This window comes from Paenibacillus sp. FSL M8-0212, assembly GCF_038004645.1.
Classification (GTDB): domain Bacteria; phylum Bacillota; class Bacilli; order Paenibacillales; family Paenibacillaceae; genus Paenibacillus.
In genome coordinates, this window is sequence record NZ_JBBORP010000001.1 from 2,554,374 (window position 1) to 2,576,157 (window position 21,784).

Annotated in this window: 17 protein-coding genes; 10 read left to right on the forward strand and 7 right to left on the reverse strand. The window is 44.5% G+C overall.

Annotated elements, in window-relative coordinates:
- Positions 1 to 4 precede the first annotated feature (4 nt).
- Both MKX68_RS11415 and MKX68_RS11420 read left to right on the forward strand, forming a co-directional pair.
- Positions 5 to 1,858: a hypothetical protein gene (locus MKX68_RS11415; protein WP_340911550.1), complete on the forward strand. Its 1,854-nt coding sequence runs from the start codon at positions 5 to 7 to the stop codon at positions 1,856 to 1,858.
- A gap of 192 nt (positions 1,859 to 2,050) precedes the next feature.
- Positions 2,051 to 3,190, forward strand: coding sequence for a 5-methyltetrahydropteroyltriglutamate--homocysteine S-methyltransferase (locus MKX68_RS11420; RefSeq protein ID WP_237178379.1), 1,140 nt, complete (start codon positions 2,051 to 2,053; stop codon positions 3,188 to 3,190).
- A 274-nt stretch (positions 3,191 to 3,464) separates the two neighbouring features.
- Here MKX68_RS11420 and MKX68_RS11425 read toward each other — a convergent pair whose 3' ends face one another.
- From MKX68_RS11425 to MKX68_RS11440, 4 genes are read right to left on the reverse strand one after another with little or no spacing between them, the layout of a single operon-like run.
- A complete protein-coding gene (locus tag MKX68_RS11425; RefSeq protein WP_340911555.1) occupies positions 3,465 to 4,265 on the reverse strand; it encodes an ABC transporter ATP-binding protein in 801 nt (266 codons plus the stop codon).
- The gene (locus tag MKX68_RS11430) at positions 4,265 to 5,296 is read right to left on the reverse strand and encodes a FecCD family ABC transporter permease (protein ID WP_340911559.1); all 1,032 of its coding nucleotides are present in this window, start codon (positions 5,294 to 5,296) and stop codon (positions 4,265 to 4,267) included. Before MKX68_RS11430 ends, MKX68_RS11425 begins: the two co-directional genes overlap by 1 nt.
- Positions 5,293 to 6,333 (reverse strand): FecCD family ABC transporter permease, encoded by a 1,041-nt coding sequence (locus MKX68_RS11435; RefSeq protein WP_340911561.1) that lies wholly within the window; start codon positions 6,331 to 6,333, stop codon positions 5,293 to 5,295. Before MKX68_RS11435 ends, MKX68_RS11430 begins: the two co-directional genes overlap by 4 nt.
- Positions 6,326 to 7,408 (reverse strand): iron-siderophore ABC transporter substrate-binding protein, encoded by a 1,083-nt coding sequence (locus MKX68_RS11440; RefSeq protein WP_340911563.1) that lies wholly within the window; start codon positions 7,406 to 7,408, stop codon positions 6,326 to 6,328. The genes MKX68_RS11435 and MKX68_RS11440 overlap by 8 nt, the downstream gene beginning before the upstream one ends.
- A 358-nt stretch (positions 7,409 to 7,766) precedes the next feature.
- Between MKX68_RS11440 and MKX68_RS11445 the strand changes: the two genes are divergently transcribed.
- Positions 7,767 to 8,528 carry a leucine-rich repeat domain-containing protein gene (locus MKX68_RS11445; protein ID WP_340911566.1) on the forward strand — a complete coding sequence of 254 codons (762 nt, stop codon included), beginning with the start codon at positions 7,767 to 7,769 and terminating at the stop codon, positions 8,526 to 8,528.
- A gap of 156 nt (positions 8,529 to 8,684) precedes the next feature.
- Here MKX68_RS11445 and MKX68_RS11450 read toward each other — a convergent pair whose 3' ends face one another.
- Positions 8,685 to 9,776 carry a GntR family transcriptional regulator gene (locus MKX68_RS11450; protein WP_340911569.1) on the reverse strand — a complete coding sequence of 364 codons (1,092 nt, stop codon included), beginning with the start codon at positions 9,774 to 9,776 and terminating at the stop codon, positions 8,685 to 8,687.
- Positions 9,777 to 10,210: 434 nt separating this feature from the next.
- Here MKX68_RS11450 and MKX68_RS11455 point away from each other — a divergent pair, with 434 nt between their 5' ends.
- From MKX68_RS11455 to MKX68_RS11475, 5 genes are all read left to right on the forward strand, one after another.
- The gene (locus MKX68_RS11455) at positions 10,211 to 11,827 is read left to right on the forward strand and encodes a xylulokinase (protein WP_340911572.1); all 1,617 of its coding nucleotides are present in this window, start codon (positions 10,211 to 10,213) and stop codon (positions 11,825 to 11,827) included.
- Between the two features lies 1 nt (position 11,828).
- Complete coding sequence (locus MKX68_RS11460; protein ID WP_047840995.1) at positions 11,829 to 12,524, forward strand: L-ribulose-5-phosphate 4-epimerase; 696 nt, start codon at positions 11,829 to 11,831, stop codon at positions 12,522 to 12,524.
- 272 nt (positions 12,525 to 12,796) lie between these two features.
- Entirely contained in the window at positions 12,797 to 14,215 is a 1,419-nt protein-coding gene (araA, locus tag MKX68_RS11465) for an L-arabinose isomerase (RefSeq protein WP_017691494.1), read from the forward strand.
- Between the two features lie 159 nt (positions 14,216 to 14,374).
- On the forward strand, positions 14,375 to 15,145 hold the full coding sequence (locus MKX68_RS11470) for an AAC(3) family N-acetyltransferase (protein ID WP_340911578.1): 771 nt from the start codon (positions 14,375 to 14,377) through the stop codon (positions 15,143 to 15,145).
- Between the two features lie 334 nt (positions 15,146 to 15,479).
- On the forward strand, positions 15,480 to 17,174 hold the full coding sequence (locus MKX68_RS11475; RefSeq protein ID WP_340911581.1) for a histidine kinase N-terminal 7TM domain-containing diguanylate cyclase: 1,695 nt from the start codon (positions 15,480 to 15,482) through the stop codon (positions 17,172 to 17,174).
- 620 nt (positions 17,175 to 17,794) lie between these two features.
- Here the strand turns inward: MKX68_RS11475 and MKX68_RS11480 are convergent.
- On the reverse strand, positions 17,795 to 18,034 hold the full coding sequence (locus tag MKX68_RS11480; protein WP_340911583.1) for a hypothetical protein: 240 nt from the start codon (positions 18,032 to 18,034) through the stop codon (positions 17,795 to 17,797).
- Between the two features lie 312 nt (positions 18,035 to 18,346).
- On the opposite strand from MKX68_RS11480, the gene MKX68_RS11485 reads away from it, so the two are divergent.
- Positions 18,347 to 20,089, forward strand: coding sequence for an AIPR family protein (locus MKX68_RS11485; RefSeq protein WP_340911585.1), 1,743 nt, complete (start codon positions 18,347 to 18,349; stop codon positions 20,087 to 20,089).
- 268 nt (positions 20,090 to 20,357) lie between these two features.
- Here the strand turns inward: MKX68_RS11485 and MKX68_RS11490 are convergent, their stop codons facing one another.
- Positions 20,358 to 20,711: a helix-turn-helix domain-containing protein gene (locus MKX68_RS11490; RefSeq protein ID WP_340911587.1), complete on the reverse strand. Its 354-nt coding sequence runs from the start codon at positions 20,709 to 20,711 to the stop codon at positions 20,358 to 20,360.
- Positions 20,712 to 20,876: 165 nt separating this feature from the next.
- Between MKX68_RS11490 and MKX68_RS11495 the strand changes: the two genes are divergently transcribed.
- The gene (locus tag MKX68_RS11495) at positions 20,877 to 21,680 is read left to right on the forward strand and encodes a DNA-binding protein (RefSeq protein ID WP_340911589.1); all 804 of its coding nucleotides are present in this window, start codon (positions 20,877 to 20,879) and stop codon (positions 21,678 to 21,680) included.
- The last annotated feature ends 104 nt before the right edge of the window (positions 21,681 to 21,784 follow it).

The window sequence follows — 21,784 nt, forward strand, 5'->3', positions numbered from 1 at the left end:
AAAGATGCTCATTGTGCTTCATTTTGTGATGGGAGTTTTATTGATACTCTCCTTTCTTGGGTATATGCAGGTTGTACGGAAGGCACTTTCACTGCGTTGGGAATTCATCCCTGTATTCGTGTTTTCCTCGATTGCCTGCTTTGTATTTCTGAGTGGTTTGGCAGGGCAGCTCTTTACGGGTAGCCTTGTCATCCTGATTGCAGGTTTGCTTTTGTATGGGGGAATGTTGTTTCTCAGGCTGCGCCGAGGGGCCTCATTACGGATGTCCTTTTCCATATTTCAATTTTCATTCCTGGCAGGGACTTTTGTGTTCTTGCTGTTGCTCTTTCAGAACCAGTTAACACATTACGATAATTTCTCCCACTGGGCTATCGTACTGAAGCAGATGCTGAGTACAGATGCCTTTCCAACGCCAGACTCCAACCTGATTGATTTTAAAAACTATCCGCTGGGGACTTCGTCATTTATTTATTATGTCTGTCGCTTCATGGGGCATTCCCAGTCCGTAATGCTTTTGGCACAAGGGTTGCTTATCTTTTCCTGTTTTTATGCCATGTTTGGCATTGTTTCGGAGAAGAAACGCTTCCTTCTGTATGCTTTTCTCGGACTCGGGTTATCTACACTTTCTTTTTTCAATCTTACGATTCGGATCACCAATCTGCTCGTGGATTTCTTGCTTCCAATCTACGCGCTCGCGATCCTGGCGGTGATCTACCAATATCGGAATGAGATCAAAAAGGCATGTATTGTTGTTCTTCCGCTTGCGGGATTACTGACCATCATCAAAAGCACGGGTATTATTTTCGCTGCGATCGGTCTGATTTTCTTAGTGTATACATGGCTAAAACATAAGCAAAAGTTCGATTGGAAAACAGCACTCGCTGTAGTGGGTACGATCTGCGGTACGCTGATTCCCTACTTCGGCTGGAGCTGGCGAATGGCAACGGTGTTCCAAGGGATCGATAACAAGTTCGATGTGGCTACTTCGGGGATTCAGGCCGGCAAAACGCCGGAGCAGATGCAGGAGATTCTGTGGACTTTCCTGAAGGCCAGTACGGATCTGACGACACGGCCAGTGATCGGCATTGTTATTTTCCAGCTTATCGCAATTGCAGCAACTGTATTTGCCATCGTTGTGCTCAAGAAGAAGTGGAACTTATGGAAAGCATTAATTGCTTTGGACGTTGTACTGTTACTGTATTATGCAGGTATTCTGGCGCTGTATCTCTTCTCCATGCCACTGGATGAAGCCATTGTCCTAGCGGGCTTTGAGCGTTATGCATCGAGTATCGTGGTGCTGTTCGCCGGTGGGCTGGTGTTGTGCGCTGCGATCGACCTGGAGCGTTCATTCCATTATCGGATCGGTGAAGTGCCTGATTATCAATCCTTTAAGACGGTCGAAACGAAAGGTCATTATCAGAAAGGCATTATCGGCTGTATGGCTGTTGCCGCCACCATCCTTTTGTCCGAATACAACGGTATCGTGTCTATCGCCCAAAGTTATGATACAACGCTCCCTTACAAGATTCATGCGGTAACTGGTGATCGGTGGTACCCAGGTGGGCAGGAGGATAATAATAGATATCTCTTCTACGCCTCAGATAGGGACCAGCAGGTCACGAACTATTACATGCAATATGTAGGGAAGTATTTCTTGTATGCTCCTCATGTGGACGGAATCGTGTTGTTCTATGAGGACAATATGGACAACCTTCTGAGCGGCTACGATTATCTAGTGGTCGTCGAGACCGATCTCAACGCCAAGTGGTTGCTGAAAAAGCATTATGGCATCGACATGCAGGAGGGTATCTACAAAATCACCCGTTCCGGGGATCAGATCGTTCTTACGTTGACTTGAGATCATAGATGTTGAAACCCTGTTCCGGACATCCGGTCAGGTAAGATGGAATGCATGATTGTATATAGAGTCCGCTTAAATATAGCCCGTTATAGCTAATAACTATAGCGGGCTATAGCTCTTTCGTAGAACAGTTATTCCGATCGGATATGTTATATTTAATTCTATAATGATAAACGGGGAGATTAAACTATGAGCGTACAAACAGAACCTAAACAACGAACAGTCACTCCATTTCGATATGATATTGTGGGCAGTTTTCTGCGCCCGAGTGCGTTGAAAGATGCCCGATTAAAATACCAGAACGGCGAAATTACCACGGAACAGTTGAATGAAGTGGAGAATGCCGAGATTGTGAAACTTGTACAGAAACAAAAAGAGGTTGGACTTCAGGCTGTAACGGACGGCGAATTCCGCCGCTCTTGGTGGCATCTGGACTTCTTCTGGGGACTGGATGGTGTAGAGCGGACAATCATTGAGGAAGGCTACCGATTCAACGGTGCGACATCCAGACCGGAAACAGCTCGTCTGAGCGGCAAAATCAGCTATAGCAGTCATCCATTTGTAGCTCACTATGCCTTCTTGAAAGAAGCGGCTGGGGAAGACGTTGTTGCCCGTCAATCCATTCCAGCAGCAGCACAGTTCCTATTCGAATTGGACCGGGCAGATAATAAGGAAAGCACACAGGCCATCTATCCGAACCGCCAAGAGCTTCTCTCGGACATTGCCGGGGCGTACAAAGCATCCATCTTGGCCTTTTATGAAGCCGGCTGCCGCAGCATCCAAATTGATGATTGCACGTGGGGTGCACTGTGTGACCAACAATTCATTACAGTGATGGAGCAGATTGGTGTCAATGTGGAAGAGTATGCAAACGAACTTGCAAAACTGAACGAAGAAGTGGTATCTGGCCTGCCAGAGGACCTCGTGGTAACCACTCATGTCTGCCGCGGTAATTATGTTTCGACATTTGCAGGAGTTGGTGGCGGTTATGAGCCGATTGCGCAGACACTATTGAGCATCGATAACTACTCTGGATTCTATCTGGAGTTTGATACGGAACGGGCTGGTGACTTCAAGCCACTTCGTTTCCTGAAGGACAATCAGCAGGTTGTACTTGGCCTCTTCTCTTCCAAATTCGGAGAGTTGGAGAACAAGGAAGATATCCTGAAACGGATTGAGGAAGCTACACAATATGTTGATCTGGATCGAATCTGCCTGAGCCCACAATGCGGCTTCGCTTCCACGGAAGAAGGCAACCATCTGACCGAGGAACAACAATGGCGCAAGCTTGCCTTCATTAAGGAAATTGCTGAAGAGCTTTGGAAGTAACCTTCCCAGCGTCATTGATCATTCACGCATGTGTTGTGCATAAATAAAACTGCTAAATGAGCCGTACGGACCATCATCCGTATGGCTTTTTGGTGTAATCTCCATATAGAGTGGATGTTTGATCAGAGCCCATAACCGCCAAGAGAGTGAAGCAATGGGATAGAGATGAGATTAACGGATCAGGAAGCGGCATGACTGAGGAAGAGGTGGTGGACCAAAATAAAAAAGCGACAGTTAGGACAAAGGGATCTTTGTCGCAACTGCCGCTATTTGTCTATCTCGCATGATATCGACCTTTGGGCACCACCATCGGTGATCCCGAAACGGGGTCTTCAATAACCGTGCATTCCAATCCGAAAATGTCTTTGATCTGTGGGGCGGTTATCACCTCTGCGGGCTTACCCTCAGCCACAAGTTTTCCGGTATGAAGCGCAAAGATATGATCTGCATACCGCGCCGACAAGTTAATATCGTGCAGTACCATCACAATAGTCGTTCCATGCTTGCGGTTCAGCTCGGTGAGCAGGTCGAGAATCTCGACTTGATACGTGATGTCCAAGAAGGTCGTCGGCTCATCGAGAAAGAGGATATCCGTCTGTTGCGCTAGCGCCATGGCAATCCACACACGCTGACGTTGACCGCCTGAAAGCTCATCAATATTATGATTGGCAAACTCAGTGATGTTCATGATGGTCATGGCTTCAGCAACAGCCTCATAATCCTTCTTCGTCCATCCACTGAATAAGGATTGGTGTGGAAACCTTCCACGGCCAACCAGATCGGCTACCGAAATACCTTCCGGAACAATGGGAGACTGTGGAAGTAACCCGATCACACGAGCCAATTGTTTAGGCGGGATCTTGCTGATGGCTTTGCCGTCCAGCGTAATACTGCCGGATGTAGGCTTAATGAGCCTGGCCATCGTTTTCAAAAGGGTAGACTTACCGCAACCGTTGGAGCCAATAATGACGCTTATTTGGTTGCTTGGTATAACGATGTCCACTCCGTGGATAATGGTTTTGTTGTCATATCCCGCAACGAGTTGTTTTGCTTCAAATACATGTGTCGGTTTCATTATAACTCCCCCTTACGATTCATTCGGATTAACAGGAAGATCAGATACGGTGCTCCGAGTAATCCGGTAATGACGCCTACGGGGAATCTGTACTCAAAAGCAAACTGTCCGATGAGATCTGAGGCTAGAACCAGATTAACGCCAACCAGACCTGCCGGGATAATGTTCGAAGAGCCTACACCTACGAGTCTCTTCGCAATAGGTCCCGCAAGGAAGGAGACAAAGGCAATCGGGCCTGTAGTCGCCGTAGCAATGGCAACCATGCAGACCGCACTCACAATAAGCGCAATTCTGGTCTTGTCCGTGTCTACACCCAGTGAAAAGGCCGATTGTTCTCCGAGTTCCAATATACTGAGGTGTTTGCCCAGCATCATGATGATGGGTGAGCAGACTAGCACGGTAATCACGAGAGGTGGCAGTTCACTCATCTGAGAACCATTCAGACTGCCTGTGAGCCATCGGATTGCAGCAGGAATATCCTTTTCAGAACTAACCAGTAAGAGATAGGAGATGACCGCATCAAGCATGGCTTGAATACCAATCCCGATAAGTATTAACCTTCCGATGGAGAACACTTTTCCTCTGGAGAGCACATATATGAACAACACTGTAGCCAGACCTGCAATCACTGAAGCCAGGGAAACAATGGCTCCGCTTGCATGAAGTACAACGATACAGAACACAGCGGCAGCGCTTGAACCTGACGTGATCCCGATGACGTTAGGATTCGCCAGTGGATTCCGCAACATGGTCTGGAAGGTATAACCTGCAATACCGAAGGCAAATCCGGCAAAGAGACCTGTGAGCATTCTCGGTAGACGTATCGTATTTACAGCAAAAGAAACACCTTTGATCTTCTCTCCCGAAAGGGAGCTGATGACATCTTTAACCGGATAGATTGTATTGCCAAGTAAAAGCATGGCGCAGCAAAGAGCACATGTAAGTATGGCAAGGAGACTGGTGACAAGTATCCAGCGGCGACGTCGATGACGTCTGCCCGCCATAATAAATTCAATCGCTTGATCTCTCATAGTGAACGCACTTTCGATCGCATCGCGAGGATGATTAATATTGGAGCACCTATAAATGCGGTAACAACTCCGACTTCAAGCTCTCCAGGATTGCTGATGAGTCTGCCACCGACATCGGATATCGTTAGAATGATCGCTCCAGCTATGGCTGACATGAGTATGACAAAACGTAAGTCAGGACCCAGTATAAGGCGTATAACGTGAGTGGATAACAATCCAATGAAACCAATCGGTCCAGCTAGTGCAGTCGCTGCACCACACAATAGAACCCCTGCAAGAGCCGCAATGAATCGAAGTGTTCCTGTGCGAACACCGAGTCCTGTTGCAACATCGTCACCCAGGGCCAGGGCATTCAGTGCCGGAGCCGTAAGAAACGCAATGAGTACGCCGATGACCAGGAATGGGATAAACGTACTGATTCCACTCCAAGTTGCCGATCCTACGCTGCCCACTTGCCAGAACCTGAACTGGTCCATGACATACGAACGAGGGATCATAATGGCGGTGACGAGTGAGGAGAGCGCGGCGCTAATGGCCGCTCCGGCCAAAACAAGCTTAATGGGCGTGGCTCCGCCACGCCCCATTGAGCCGATTCCGAATACAAACACAGCCGTTATTGCAGCTCCGGCCAGTGCCAGCCAGATATATTGATTGGCGCTGCTGATGTTCAGGAAGGCAATACCGATCACTACAAACAGGGATGCCCCTGTGTTGACGCCCAATATACTAGGGTCGGCAAGTGGATTCCGGGTAACGGCTTGCATAAGTGCTCCTGATACGCCGAGTGCTACCCCGCATAACAAGCTGAAGACTGTTCGGGAGATTCGTTTGCGCACGATGTTTGCCCCATAAGAGTCTACTTCCGGGTGAAATAATCCGTCGATTAACTCATGAAACCTCACGGGTCTAGAGCCAAAGACCAGTGAGGCAATCAGAGTTGCACCGAGCAGGATAAAACAAATGACTAACACCAAGATGAAGTTCTTGGGGACATGTGCTCGTATTCGATTATCGTTCGAAAGCGATGTACTATTCATTGATTTTATCGATGGCTCCACTAATTAATTTCAGGTAATCATCAATAGTATAAGAGATGGAAAGTGGGTTTGGCGTTCCAGCAGCAACCAATGGTGTATCTGCTTCAATGAACGCTACAGAACCACGTTTAACCGCAGGGATTTTACCCAGCAGCGGATCAGCCTGAATAGCTTTCAGCAACTCAGCATCTCCGTATCCAACGAGGATATCCGCATCATTAAGTGCTTCAGCATTCTCAGCACTTAAGCTCAGGGAGTAGCTATTAGGGTCTGTAATTTGGCTAGTGATACTATCTGGGACAACCAAACCTAGCTCACCCAGGAAAGATACACGAGAGTCTACAGGTGTATAGATATGAAGTTTGGACATGTCTTCAGCGGAGAAGTTAACCCAAACCACTTTTTTGTCTTTGATCTGAGGATATGCGGTTAATTTCTCGTTAACCATGGCCTCCGTATCTTTGATCAGTTGCTCGCCTTCTGCTTCCATACCCATACCCTTTGCATTAAAAGTAACCTGCTCGCGCCATGTTGTTGCCCATGGAGCCGTTGGGTAAGCTACAACCGGAGCAATTTCACTAAGAAGATCGTAGTCTTCCTGAGTGATACCGGAGTATGCTGCAAGAATAACATCCGGATTGGAATCTGAAATGGCTTCAAAATCAAGTCCGTCTGTATCTTGGAAAACGTTCGGGTCGGTTACACCGAGTTCATCGAGTTTCTTAGCTGTCCAAGGCAGCAGTCCGCTATCATCCTGAACACCAAAGTTAGCTGCCGAGAATCCTACAGGAACTTGTCCAAGTGCGAGAACGACATCTTGGTTGGCCCATTGTACTGTAGCTACACGCTCAGGCATTTTCTCAATAACCGTTTCGCCCAGTGCATGCTTGATTGTAATTGGATATTCGGTATTCTCATCTGTAGCGGCTGGTGTTTCTGTAGCTGGAGCTGCCGAATCACTTGCAGCAGGAGTTGCTGCTGGCTCAGCTGTTTGGTTGCCACAACCTACCAATGCCAGGATAAAGACCAGTGAAATCAGTAACGCCGTTAATGGAAACTTTCTCTTTGTATTCATTTGTTTCCCCTTCCTGAATCTAAAATGTATTTGGTAGTGCTTAACATCCTGATTGATCAGTTACATCCTTTGAGATGCATAAAAATAGAGATATAAAACGTTTTATACATATGATAATGATTATCAACATCAATAAATATATATTTTTATTAAAGGCAGTGTCAATAAAAAATTGTAAACACCCATATTATATTAGGGTTACATTCCTTGGTAGCGTAATCCACTATCCGTTCTTAACGGAACAGATATAGGATGAGAGCAGGAGAGGTTCTATTAAATTAGGATGAAGATAATATCAATGTATCTCATTCCAGATCATGGTATATTTCTAGTATTAAATAATGTAAGGAGATTCTACATGCATAATCAATTCATCAAAAGTATGATCGTTTTATGTTTGGTTTTTGTACTATTACCGACCACTATTATCTCGGCTGCATCGCTTATCAAAGACCCGGTCTTGGCCAAAGTTATTCGGACAGATTTGAAGATGTCGGCTAAGAAGGAAATAAAGGTTGCCGATTTGAAAAAATTAAAATCCATATATGCTATGGAAACAAAAAGTAAGATTTCCAATTTACAAGGTCTTGAACATGCTGTTAATATGACGGATTTATTCTTGCCTGGCCAAAATATAAAAAATATTAAACCACTTAACAAGTTAAAGAAATTGACGTTCTTAGCTGTTGAAGGCAATCAGATTGCAGATATCTCGCCACTTATAGGTCTGACTAATCTGCAAAATCTGGTTATGGACGATAACAAAATCAAAAGCCTGGCTCCATTAAAAAATATGCGTAAGCTAACCAGTCTACTCGCCAGCGGTAATCAGGTGACTGATCTAAGTCCTCTTCAGAAGTTAAAGTTGGAATGGGTTATTATGAATGATAATAAAATTCAAGATCTGACACCTTTAAAGAACCATCCAACCTTGGAGTACCTCTATGTAGAAGATAACCTCATTGAGGATATTGCAGTGCTTGAAACCATCCCACATCTAACAGAGGTATATTTGGCTAATAATCCGTTGAATGAGCGTGCAGAGCAGGTTGTGAAAAAGTTGGAGAAGAAAGGCGTCGTTGTAAGTCTGGTAAGCGAAGAAGCAGATCAGTCGAAGTAGTTTCGATTAGAGAAGATGTATACGTATATGTAAGAAGAAGTTAATCCCTCATTATATTAAACAAAAAGAAAGAAGGCCGCAGATATTCTCGCAGCCTTCTTTAAGTATGTTGGACTGAACGCTCGGTAACAACTTACCACCCGTCCCACAACAATATTATTCCACTTCGATCTCCTTCACCGTCTCTCCCTCAACCAGTACCGGCTGATAGTAGGTGTTGGTTGGCAGATCCTTTTTGCCTTGCAGATTTTTAATCACCCAGTCGGCAGCATCGCGGCCCATTTGTTCTTGGGGGTGGGTTAGCGTTGTCAGCCGGATGTTGGCGTTCTTGGCGATGTAGGAATTGTCCTGTCCAATGATGGATAACTCATCCGGGATCGAGATGCCCAGTTGCCTGCAGGCGTGCACGACCTCCAGTCCTACCTCGTCGTTATAACAGACGATTGCGGTGAGCGAATCCCTGTTTTCGTCCAGATACGTTGCTACATTAGAGGATAACTCTGGTTTCGATGCGGTATCAAAGGAAAGCACTTGCTCAGGATGGAACCGTAACTTCGCTTCACCCAGCGCCTTGATGTACCCTTTCATCCGGTACTTGCCTTGTAGATCATCCATTTTGGCAATAATTCCGATCTGGGTATGGCCTTTGGCAATCAATTCCCGAGTGGCAAGATAGCTGGATTGCACATCATCCAGGCAGAAGAACGGAACCTCCAGCTCCTCATAAAACGCATTAATCATCGTAAAAGGTACATCCTGCTCCTTGAACGACAGGTAGTATGCAATATTGGGATTATACAGATTACTTTTGGTCGGTTCGACGATTAGGCCATCCACGCCGTAGGAGAGCATCATTTCGAGGGCTTTTTTCTCCTGAGCCACATCATTATTAGTACTAGCCAGCAGTAACGAGTAGTTGTCCTCATTCAGACGACTCTCAATACCGCGGATAATGGACGGAAAGATGTAATCCGAGATGTATGTCGTGATCACACCGATCGTTTTCTTCGACGTATTGCCGCCTGATCGTGATCGATACTGATTGCTAACGTAGGTCCCTGACCCTTTTTCGCTTCGTAAAAATCCTTCATTAGATAACTCCAAAATAGCCTTCCGCACCGTCTGGCGACTTACGGTGTAGCTTTCCTGTAATGCCAACTCGGTTGGGATCTGTTCGCCTATGCTATATGTCCCCGAAAGGATATGACTCTTAATATCATCAATGATGACCTGGTATTTTGGCTTCACGTAGTCCACTTCTTTCATCGTTACTCATCTATATTAATGTTGTTGTTCAAATAGTTGTACGTACATATTCTAGCATGATTCAGATGGGATGAAAATAAAACCGAACATTTTTCGAAATAAACCGTACATATCCAGCCTTTATGGATGGAGGTGTACCTTACAGCATAGCCATTTTATAGCCATATAAGACCTTTTAATGGTCAAATAGAGTACATTATGTGTCCTTTGTAAGTATAACTATTATATATTATTGACAAATGTACGTACAAAAAATATACTAAGGCTGTCAGAAAAGGAAAGCGCATTCTTTGAAAACACAACGGAACGCATCTATACAAAATTCATTATTAGCTACTGTCATAAGTAAGAGCTTCACCTTATATATGCATCCTTTGGGATGTGAAATCGCGACCGGAGAGGGGATACACGTGATTATGAGTCAACTGGACTTGAAAGAAGCCATTACCAAGGGCGCTACTTCGCTCGGTATTGAATTTGGATCAACGCGGATTAAGGCGGTGTTGATTGACGAACGTTTTCAGACCATCGCATCAGGCAGTTATGAATGGGAGAACCTCCTGAAAGATGGATATTGGACGTACAACCAGGAGGATATCATCACAGGCCTGCAAACGGCTTATCGTGAGATGAAGCAAGATGTGGAACAGAAATACGGAATTACGCTGCGAACGGTCGGTTCTATCGGATTCTCGGCCATGATGCACGGATATATCGCATTGGATAGCGCAGGTGAAATGCTGGTACCTTTCCGAACCTGGCGTAATGCTACGACGGGAGCAGCCGCAAGGGAGCTAACGGAACTTCTGCAATTCAATATTCCGGAACGCTGGAGCATCGCCCACTTGTACCAAGCCATTTTGAACGAAGAGGCACATGTGCCACAGATCGATCACCTGACAACTTTGGCTGGATACATCCACTGGTTGCTGACGGGCAATAAGGCGATTGGGATCGGCGATGCATCAGGCATTTTCCCAATTGACGAGTCTACACATAACTATCACCCATCCATGATCCAACAGTTCGACGAACAGATCGCAGGCAAAGGTTATCCGTGGAAAGTTGAGGACCTTCTGCCCAAGGTATATCTCGCTGGTGAGAATGCAGGTGTATTGACGGAAGCGGGAGCCAAGTTGCTCGACCCTTCGCAAGATCTGCAAGCAGGCATTCCGCTCTGTCCGCCAGAAGGCGATGCCGGAACAGGTATGGTGGCAACGAATAGCGTGCGAAAACGTACGGGGAACATCTCCGTGGGCACATCCGTATTTGCGATGATTGTACTGGAGAAGGAATTATCCAAAGTGTATCCCGAGATTGATATGGTCACCACGCCAGATGGTAGCCCAGTAGGGATGGTGCATGCCAACAACTGTTCCAGTGATATCAACGCATGGGTTGGATTGTTCCGCGAATTCTCTCAAGCGATGGGATATGAAGTGGATAACGGCAAGTTGTTTAGCGTGTTGTTTAACAAAGCTTTGGAGGCAGACCCTGATGGTGGTGGCTTGCTCAGCTATGGATACTACTCAGGTGAGAACATTACGGGACTTGAGAAAGGCCGTCCATTGTTCGTCCGCTCCCCGGAAAGCAACTTTAATCTGGCAAACTTCATGCGGACACATCTGTTCAGTGCCTTCGGCGCACTCAAGCTGGGCATGGACATTTTGACGGAGGAAGAGAATGTAGCCATTGACAGTATTTTGGCTCACGGCGGCCTGTTCAAGACCCCTGTCGTTGGACAACGGATTGTAGCAGCTGCGATGAACGTGCCGGTGTCGGTGATGTCTACCGCTGGTGAAGGCGGCGCATGGGGCATGGCACTTCTGGCTTCGTACATGATCAACAAGGATCAAGAGGAGAGTCTGGATGTGTTCCTGGAGCAGAAGGTCTTTAACGATGTTGAGGGAGTTGAAGTGGCACCGGATGCATCGGATGTGAAAGGGTTTGAAGCATTTATCGAACGCTACCGGAATGGACTTGCGATTGAGCAATCAGCCGTAGATCATCTGGTAGAGAACGGGAGGGAATAACATGTTAGAACAACTGAAAGAAGAGGTATTCCAAGCGAATCTGGAACTGCCAAAGCATGGACTTGTAAAATTCACATGGGGTAACGTCAGTGCAATCGATCGGGAAAGCGGTCTGTTCGTCATCAAACCAAGTGGCGTCAGCTACGATGTGATGAAAGCAAGCGACATGGTTGTGGTTGATCTGGACGGTAACGTCGTGGAGGGAGAAATGAGACCTTCCTCGGACACCGCAACACATGCCGTACTATATAAGCATTACTCGGAGATTGGCGGTATTGTGCACACACACTCAACATGGGCGACCATCTGGGCGCAAGCCGGACTGGACGTACCCGTTATGGGAACAACACATGCGGACACGTTCTATGGGGCGGTGCCTTGCGCACGTTTCCTGAACCAGGACGAGGTTGATCGCGGATACGAAGCGGAGACAGGACGCGTCATTATTGAAACGTTTGAACAGCGTGGGATTGATGTTATGGCGGTTCCGGCAGTGTTGCTCCATGGTCACGCACCGTTTACGTGGGGGAAAGATGCCAAGTCTGCGGTGGTGAACAGTGTCGTGCTGGAGGAAGTGTGCAAAATGAACCTGTACGCGCGGCAGTTAAATAACTTCGCGAAAGAACTGCCACAAGGCATTTTGGATAAACACTATCTGCGAAAACACGGAAAAGACGCATATTACGGACAGAAGTAATTAGGTTATAACAGTGACTGGAAGCATGTTCTGGCTTCCAAGTGGTTTAGTGTGGGAATGATTTGTTCAACTATACTTTTTACACGATAACGGAGAGTGCAGTACCAATCTGTAGAAGCGAAGCGCTCGCCTTTATAACCGGATATCATCCTTATTAAAATTGATCAAAGAAATCCGGGGATAACCAGCGATCGGAAGATGGTACTGCAATCGCAGTGTTCTAGTGTAAACCCAAATGTTCAACTATAAAATAATGAAATGAGGATGATTATATGTCAGCAGCAAAAGAATTCTGGTTTGTCGTCGGTTCACAGCACTTGTACGGAGAAGAAGCCCTGGGCGAAGTAAAAGCCAACGCACAGAAAATCACGGATGCCCTTAATGCCAGCGGCGTACTGCCGTACCCGCTCGTATTGCAGGATCTGGCGGTAAGCGCAGATAAAATCACGAGTACGATGAAGGAAGTCAACTATCGCGATGAAGTAGCAGGTGTCATCACATGGATGCATACATTCTCCCCGGCGAAAATGTGGATTCGTGGTACAAAATTGCTGCAAAAACCTTTGCTGCACTTGGCAACCCAATTCAACGAAAGCATTCCTTGGGCAACCATCGATATGGACTTCATGAACCTGAACCAAGCGGCACATGGTGACCGCGAATATGGCTTCATTAATGCCCGTCTGAGAAAACAAAATAAAATCGTTGTTGGCTACTGGGAGCGCCCAGAAGTGCAACAGCAGGTTGCAGACTGGATGGACGTAGCGGTAGCTTATAATGAAAGCTTTAACATCAAAGTAGCTCGCTTCGGTGATAACATGCGCAACGTGGGCGTAACCGAAGGTGATAAAGTGGAAGCACAGATCCAATTCGGATGGACGGTTGATTACTTCGGCATTGGCGACCTCGTTCAATACGTGAACGCTGTAACAGAGCAGGAAATCGATGATTTGATTGCTCAGTATGGAGACCTCTACGAGTTCGATTACGGCACGAACAGCAAGGAAGCTTGGGAAGCCAGTGTACGTGTGCAAGCGAGTTATGAAATTGCCATTAAACGTTTCCTGGACGAAGGTGGTTACAGTGCCTTCACTACAAACTTCGAAGATCTGCATGGTATGAAACAACTTCCGGGTCTGGCTGTACAACGCCTGATGGCACAAGGGTACGGATTTGCCGGTGAAGGTGACTGGAAAACGGCTGCGCTGGATCGCTTGTTGAAAATCATGGCCCATAACGAGAATACAGGTTTCATGGAAGATTACACATACGAGATGGCTGCTGGACAGGAAGCGATCCTGCAATCTCACATGCTTGAAGTAGATCCGACACTTGCCAGCACAAAACCAAGAATCATCGTGTCTCCACTGGGTATTGGCGATCGTGAAGATCCGGCACGTCTCGTATTCGATGGTAAAGCAGGTGAAGGTGTCGTGGTATCCATGGCAGACTTCGGTACACATTACAAACTGTTGATCAACGAAGTATCCGCATTTGAGCCAACTGTTCCAGCGCCTAACCTGCCGGTAGCACGTGTTCTGTGGAGCGTGAAGCCAAACTTCCAGGACGGGGTAAAAGCATGGATCGAAAATGGTGGTGGTCACCATACGGTTGTATCCTTGAACCTGACTACAGACCAGATCGTGACGTATGCGAAGCTGGTGAATCTGGAGTACGTTATTATTAAGTAAAAGTTGAGTGGCAGCTACTGCCTGAACTCATACAATTTTTTTCTCTGTGGCCGGGGGTTAACCCTCGGCCCTTTGTTTGTTATGCTGAGAAGCATGATGTGAAGCTGAGCAAGGATTTGCTTTTTCATCGAAAAGGATAAGAAATGAAGGAGGAAGGACATGTATACAAAAGAAAGCTTGATACAGCAACTAGAACAGCTCGGTTTGGATGGGCAAGGGACAGTGCTCATTCACTCTTCAATGAAAAGTATAGGCGAGGTTGAAGGTGGAGCAGACACGGTGTTGGATGCCTTTAGCGAGTATATGAAAGAGGGGTTGTTAGTGCTTCCCACGCATACGTGGTCTACCATTAATGCGGATAACCCAGTGTTCCACGTGGAAACTTCTTCCTGTTGTGTGGGTATTCTTCCTGAACTATTCCGTAAACGTCCGGGCGTAGTTCGTTCCTGGCACCCAACGCACTCGGTAGCAGCACTCGGAAGGGATGCAGAGGCATTTACGAAGGACGATCATCTCTTCGATACACCATGTGCGAGAGGTTCGGCATGGGGGAAACTGCTTGATCGGAAAGCGACGATTTTGTTAGTAGGCGTTGATTTGAAGCGGAATACATTTATCCATGGGGTCGAAGAGTGGGTGGACATCCCTGGCAGAATGACGGACGAGCATGAGATGCTGTATACGGTTTTACCGGATGGAAGCCAGATTTCAGTACCGTCCCGCAGACATTGTGGGTTGCCATGGTCGGAGCATTTCTGGAAAGTAGACGAGGTACTGGTTCGCGAAGGTGCGATGCGTAAAGGACAACTCGGGGATGCGGTTGTTAGAGTGTGTGATGCGGCTAAGACAGCAGAGGTAATTACGGAAATGCTGAAGGATAACCCCGACCTATTCACGGACAATCTCCCTCTAAATGTAGTAACCGAATGATACAAGGGCCGTCCGGTAGCCGGATGGCTCAATATCGATCACTTGATGATGTCTAATACCTCCCGAGCAGATGATGTACTCTCCTGTTTGCACTCCAAACCTTCAAAAGCATTTATAAATCATCAGAAATAGATCAGCATTTCGATCAGAGGTTGGTCGGACTTCCAGTGTATGGGCTACTCACCCTTATGGTGGTGTGATAAGATATGGTTAAATTAACCAATAAGTTTGGCGTAGCAGTATTGTATAGGTGTTTATTGAAGTTTTATATACGTATCACTTAGAATCATGAACAACCACGTTGTCATTGTAGCATCTAAGAAGGAGAAGATTCGTGAACCCATTAGTATGGTATGATCTCTTTTTATTTGTCCTATTGTTCGGTGTAGGTGTATATGTGTTTGCTACGGTTAGAATTACGAACTTACATAAAGTGTATTTTTTATTCCACGGGTTGATGATGCTCTGGCCTTTCTGCCAATTTGCGAGTACACTCACGGATGATTCCGGTCTGCAATTGTTCTACGTTACTTTATCTTTCGTTGCGGTCTCCTTGCTTGGGAGCGGGTGGCTTCTACTGACGATCTTTATTACCGGTTATTCAGAGCGTCTGAGTACAAAAGGAACCTTCTTGCTATTTGTCCCTGCGGTGATCGGGGCTATAGGTGTGGTCGCAAATCCATGGAATGAATTCGTCATCCCACTGGAGGGTGGGTACATCGAGCGGGCTTACGGGCCTTGGTTCTGGGTTGTGATGGTTATTCTGGTGAGCTATTTCTTGGCGTCCCTCGTCGTCCTGTTCCGGGCGGTGTATTCATCGCAGACGTCTGCCATGATCAAAAAACAGGTGAGAATCACCCTGTGGGGTATCTTTGTCTTGGCTGTTTTTGCAACGATCGATGCGATCCTAAATGTCGTTCTAGCCCGCTGGTTGCCGATCATTCCTGGCATGACTTCGCTGGGGATCTTTCTGTCGGACCTGTTCTTTGTCTATGTGATCAAAAGATACAATGTGTTCGATCTGGTCTCCATCGCGCATGAGGACGTGATCAATACTATTCCATATGGCATCCTGGTACTGGATGAGAATGAAGTCATTGTTGAAGCGAACAAAGCCTCACGATCCTTTATGGATCTGCATGTGGGGGATTCTTTTGATATGGAATCCTTTCTGGAGTCTGTTCATGTTGTGGGCAGCTGTCGGGAGTTCGTGAATCATTATAAGAAAAAAGAAAATACCCTCTCTCACATTGAAGTGATCGTGGAGCGGGACAACAACATCCGGCACTTTATCCTGCAATCGTCTCCGATTGTGGATTCGGCTCTTGTGCCGATCGGTCATATCCTTACGTTCCAGGATGTCTCGCAGGAGCGCTTCTATGTGAAAGAGATGAATCGCCAAAACGTAACGCTACAGGAGCGAAATCAGGCGCTAGACTTGATCCGTCAGGAGTTATCCGAGGCCAATCGCAAACTGGAGGAACTCGCCCTGACGGACAGTTTAACCAACTGTTACAACCGTCGTTATCTGACCCAGCATCTGAATCACGAGGTCATTACCAATATTCAATACAAAACACCATTTTCGCTCCTGCTGCTCGATATCGACTACTTCAAAGCGATCAATGATCGCTATGGACATGTCATCGGGGATGAAGTGCTCGTTCGCACGGCGGAGGCCGTCAAACAATCCATTCGCAGTACCGATATCCTGACGCGTTATGGCGGGGAGGAGTTCATGATCTATCTTCCGCATACGGAGCATGAGCTGGCGAACCAAATCGCGGAGCGCGTGAGAACAGCTGTGGAGTCTAACCACATTATGGTGGATCACGAGATTATGCAGGTGTCCATTACGATTAGTATTGGAATTCTGTCCTTTGAGGACTTTGAAGTTGTGCATGTACCGGACAATCCGGAGGGGTATTTGACGCAACTGTTCGCTGCAGTGGATAAGGCGCTGTATCAGGCGAAGCAGAATGGGCGGAACAGAGTGGAGTTTGCGGAGTTTGAGCGGGGAGTTGTTTAGATAAATAGTAGGGTAGGGTCTTTCATGGGTAGGAGGAGATGCTCAGTTCTTTGGCATGAAATAAGCGGTGAACAAACTTTTAATTAGATTTTTGAAGACCCTTTTTCAATACGAGGGTCTCCTTAATAAAATATTTCACTGAATCATGGATGACAGTAGGTCATCTACAGAAGCATTTAGTACATGCCAACAAGTCGTACATGTTGCTTCATCGAAATTGGCTTTGGTAGATACGTGTGCCCAAGGATGTACAATATTCCGCGATCTACTTTTAGCCATCCTAATTCAACTGCGACTTCAATTAGTGTGTTTAAAGTCCAAGAATTAATTGGAATGTTGGTGCCATCTTTTTTTCTTGGTGCGGTATTTGACCTAAATGCTTCATTTTGGCCTTTAAGTGCTCTGGCTAAGAGAAGTGCCTCCAAAATGCTACCCATCATAATAACCGATGCTAAAAAAGCATGAGCATGCTGGCATTTTTGGGCTTCTAACCATCTATCTTGAATGATGTCATCAAGATTAGGCAGATATGATGTAAGTTTTGTTAGGTCGGGAGCTCTTACAATTATCTTCTTTTTTTTAATGACTCCAGTATCTAGAAAACGGAGTGCTGTACGGCATTAATTGGATAATGCCTCGAGCCTAACTCTTCTACTATTTTTGGTGAAATCATTGTCATTTTCCAATTCGTTTAGAATACTGTAGTTACCGGGTAATTCCTGTAGTAACATTTTTACTTCTCTTACCTTTGCGTCAACATCTCTAAGACTAGCGAAATTTTCTATGGCAACACTACCGTTAGGGTTAGTTATGCTATTTAATATTTCTTCAAGTAATTTCTTTACAGTTGCTAAATCCAAAGCTATAACCTCCCTAACTCTTCCTAGATATAAGAATATAAGAAGTTGGAAGTTTCTTCAAGGTACGTATATAGTTAAATAAGATAGGAAATAAGTGGACACCATATCTCCTTTTTTGAATTTTTTTAAGTATGGGCAGCAAATTGCAACTAATAGCTATAAATAGTAGGGATTTTATACTTAATATTGCATCTGATTAGATCAGTGATTTTATTTTTGATCTTTATGTGAGAGAATCTAGGTGAAAAGAATGAAAAGTATCATAGTGGCTTATTCGAGATATTGTGGGAGAGTGTTGAATAAATGGTATTCATGGATAACTTCTTGAACAGGCAAGATTTAATTAGTAAGTACAAAGATAATGCACTTTTACTCTATTCTCTAGAATTACGTCTACAGTTAGAGGATATCCAAAGTGTTGCATCTGATGCTTTGACTGATGGGAATGATGATAAAAAATGCGATCTTGTTTACATTGATGAAGAAGAAGGCTTAGCTATTATCGCACAAGGATATTATTCTCAAAAAGAAAGACAATCTGCACCCGCTAGTAAAGCAAGCGATTTAAATACAGCAATAACATGGCTATTTAATGAAGATACAGACAACTTACCTTTGGACATAAGGGCTGCTTCAAAACAATTAAGGCAAGCCATTGTCAACAAAAAAATACATACTATACAAATTTGGTATGTTCACAATTTACCAGAATCAAAGAATGTATCAAATGAAATGAACGCAGTAAAGCTTTCGTTAATGAGCTCTTTAAAGTCTTACACTGATAGTACAAAAGATATTAACGTAATTGCATTAGAAGTAGGGAAGGAGACATTAAACAGATGGTACAAATCTTCTTCTGTACCCATCTTAGTAAATGAGGATTTCGAAATTAGGACTCCCAATGGGGGCTATCAAACAATAGGCGATAACTGGACAAGCTACATGACTGCAATTCCACTAACTTTTTTATATGATAGTTACAAAGAGCATAAAGATGATCTGTTCTCCTCTAACATAAGAGGTTATTTAGGGAGTTTAAACAAAAAAAATAACATTAATAACGGTATTAAAAGGACGGTTGAAAGCTCACCTTCGAATTTTTTGATTTACAATAATGGGCTTACAATTCTTGTTAATAAAATATCAGAGATTTCATCTGAAAATATTAAAGTAACAGGAATGTCAATTGTAAATGGAGCCCAAACAACAGGTGCAATAGGATCAGTTCTTAATAGCCCGAGAGAGGATGCATTAGTTTCTGTAAGGTTTATAAAATGCGATGATCCAAAAATCCTTAGAGATATAATTGAATTTAATAATAAACAAAATGTTGTGGCCTCTTCGGACTTTAGGAGTACTGATGAAATTCAAGATAATCTCAGACGACAGTTTAATGAAATTCGTAGTGTTGTGTATCTAGGGGGAAGAAGAGGGGGAAGCGACGATAAGATAAAACGATACTCAAATTTGATCCCTCATGATTTAGTTGCCCAATGTCTTTCTGCATTTCACCAAGATCCTAACACTGCATACAACAGAAAAAAAGAGATATGGGAGAATAATGCACTTTATTCAAGTATATTCTCTGAAAAAACGACTGCTAGACACATGTTATTTGTGTATTCTCTTTATCAAGCAATTGAGAAGAAGAAAGAGAACTTAAAATTAACTAAAAACAATCTCAGTACAACAGATAAAGATATTTATGAGTATTTATCTATAAGAGGGTCTACTTGGGTTTTGCTTGCTGCTATAGCCAGTAGTATGGATAATATATTAAATAAACCACTTAGAGATTTCTTTGATTTAAAGTTTACTATCAACATGACATTTGAAGAAGCTGTATCACTATGGGAACACCCGTTAGAAACAGCTCTTCCTTTTGTAAGTTCATTATTACCAGCTGTTCAAAATGGTGTAAAAACTAAAGATGTTATAAATAGTTCGATTAAGGATTTCAAAGAAAAAACAGCCTCCATTTTGAAAATTCTTTGGGTGACACCTGGTGTAAAGATTAATTTCGAAATGTTTAGTAGTAGAATTGAGACTGTATAAATTAACTAAAATGATAATAAATTGATTGTAGACTAGCATATAAACTTAAGAATAAAGTCTTTAATTGAAAAAGAGTTTAATGTTTAATGGCGACTTTTCTCTGGGCTTAAAGGGAGATAGGTCGTCTATCTTTTTTTTCGAACATATTAACAATCGGGTCTCCGTAAAGAAATCAAAATAAATTTACTATACCGATTTAATAATTCAAATTTATGATGATTGAATTTGATGAAGATACCAAAAAATGAAGATGCTATCTAAGTATAGATTAGATAGCATCTTCATTTTTTGGTTTTAGTTCAATCAAATTAATAATATTTTTAGTTATAGTAGTGAGGCTTTTCAACTCTGAAGTTTCTCTTGAGTTTATTAGTAACATTAGTTCGTCTATGATTTTCCTTCGGTCATTAGATTCAGAAAATTGGAAAAGTTCATTAGATGGAACGTTTAAGGCTAATATTATTTTCTCTAACGTCTCCAATGAAATATTCCGATCTCCTCGTTCAACTCCACCAATATAGCTGTAATGAAGACCTGCTGCTTCCGCCAGTTGTTCCTGAGTCCAGCCTTTTGCCTTTCTTAACTCACGTATTCGGTTTCCTACGTCCTCTGGTAAACTCATTTGATCACCTCCACTTAAGGTTAGAAGAGGTTATAGAATCCTTACAGACTAATATGTGCAAACTGTATCGTTAAATAAAAGTACTTATAAGTACAATTTATATTGATCTTCTTTTGGTTTATCTATACAATTATAAGAAAATGGATAATTAAGGAGGAATCATCCTTGCGAAAATCTATCCTAAAATCACTCAAACCGGACATCATTGTTGAAATGTTGGAGATGGCTGTGGCTTTTGAAAATTGGAACAAGGTGATGGAGAGGGCGGACATGTTATATCAATGTGTGCAGTCCATCCATGAAGAGCGGCAGGAGTATCAGTCAAAGGGAGTGCCCGCACCACATATACATACCGAGCGTCCGCTGGTCTACTATTACGGTTGCAGTCACTTAATGCGGGGGATGGCTCACCAGAAGATGGGACAGGTAGATCAGGCGCGAGCATGTATCGATCAATATGCAGAACTGGAATGGATGGAGGATCTGGATGAGATAGGTATGCAGGTGGTACAGGAGTTCAGGCATAAGGCACAGGTGAATCGGTATGCTCTTGAGATTGAAGCCGGGCAGGTGCAACTGCTGGAGGAGCTTGTGAACTTTTTGCTTGAGCATCCGGAGGAATGGTTGGCAGGTCTGAAAGTGATTACGGAAGCAGCAGTGCGGCATAGGTGGCAGATTGATCGGGTTTTACATGTGTTCGAGGATCAGATACAGGGCGATGGCGGAGAAATGAATTCTTCAAACAACGATGATGTGTACCATTATTGTTATCAGCGGGCTTTGTATGAACAGTGGATGGGAAGACCACAGGAGGCCGTGGAGTTCATTTTGCAGGCAATCAGGTTAGCGGATAAGCTAGGAATAGATCGGTATTTTATAAGGTGCACGGCATTGTTGGAATCATTGCGCGAAGAGGCGACAGCGGAGCAGATTGGGCGGTATCGGGCGATGTTGGAGGAAATGAAGTAGGAAAGGTATTTACTGAAACTGGTAGGATATGCCTTGAAGTGGGTATATGCATATAGGACCATAGCACCGATGAGAAGCACAGCTTGTGTTTTTATCATGGTGAA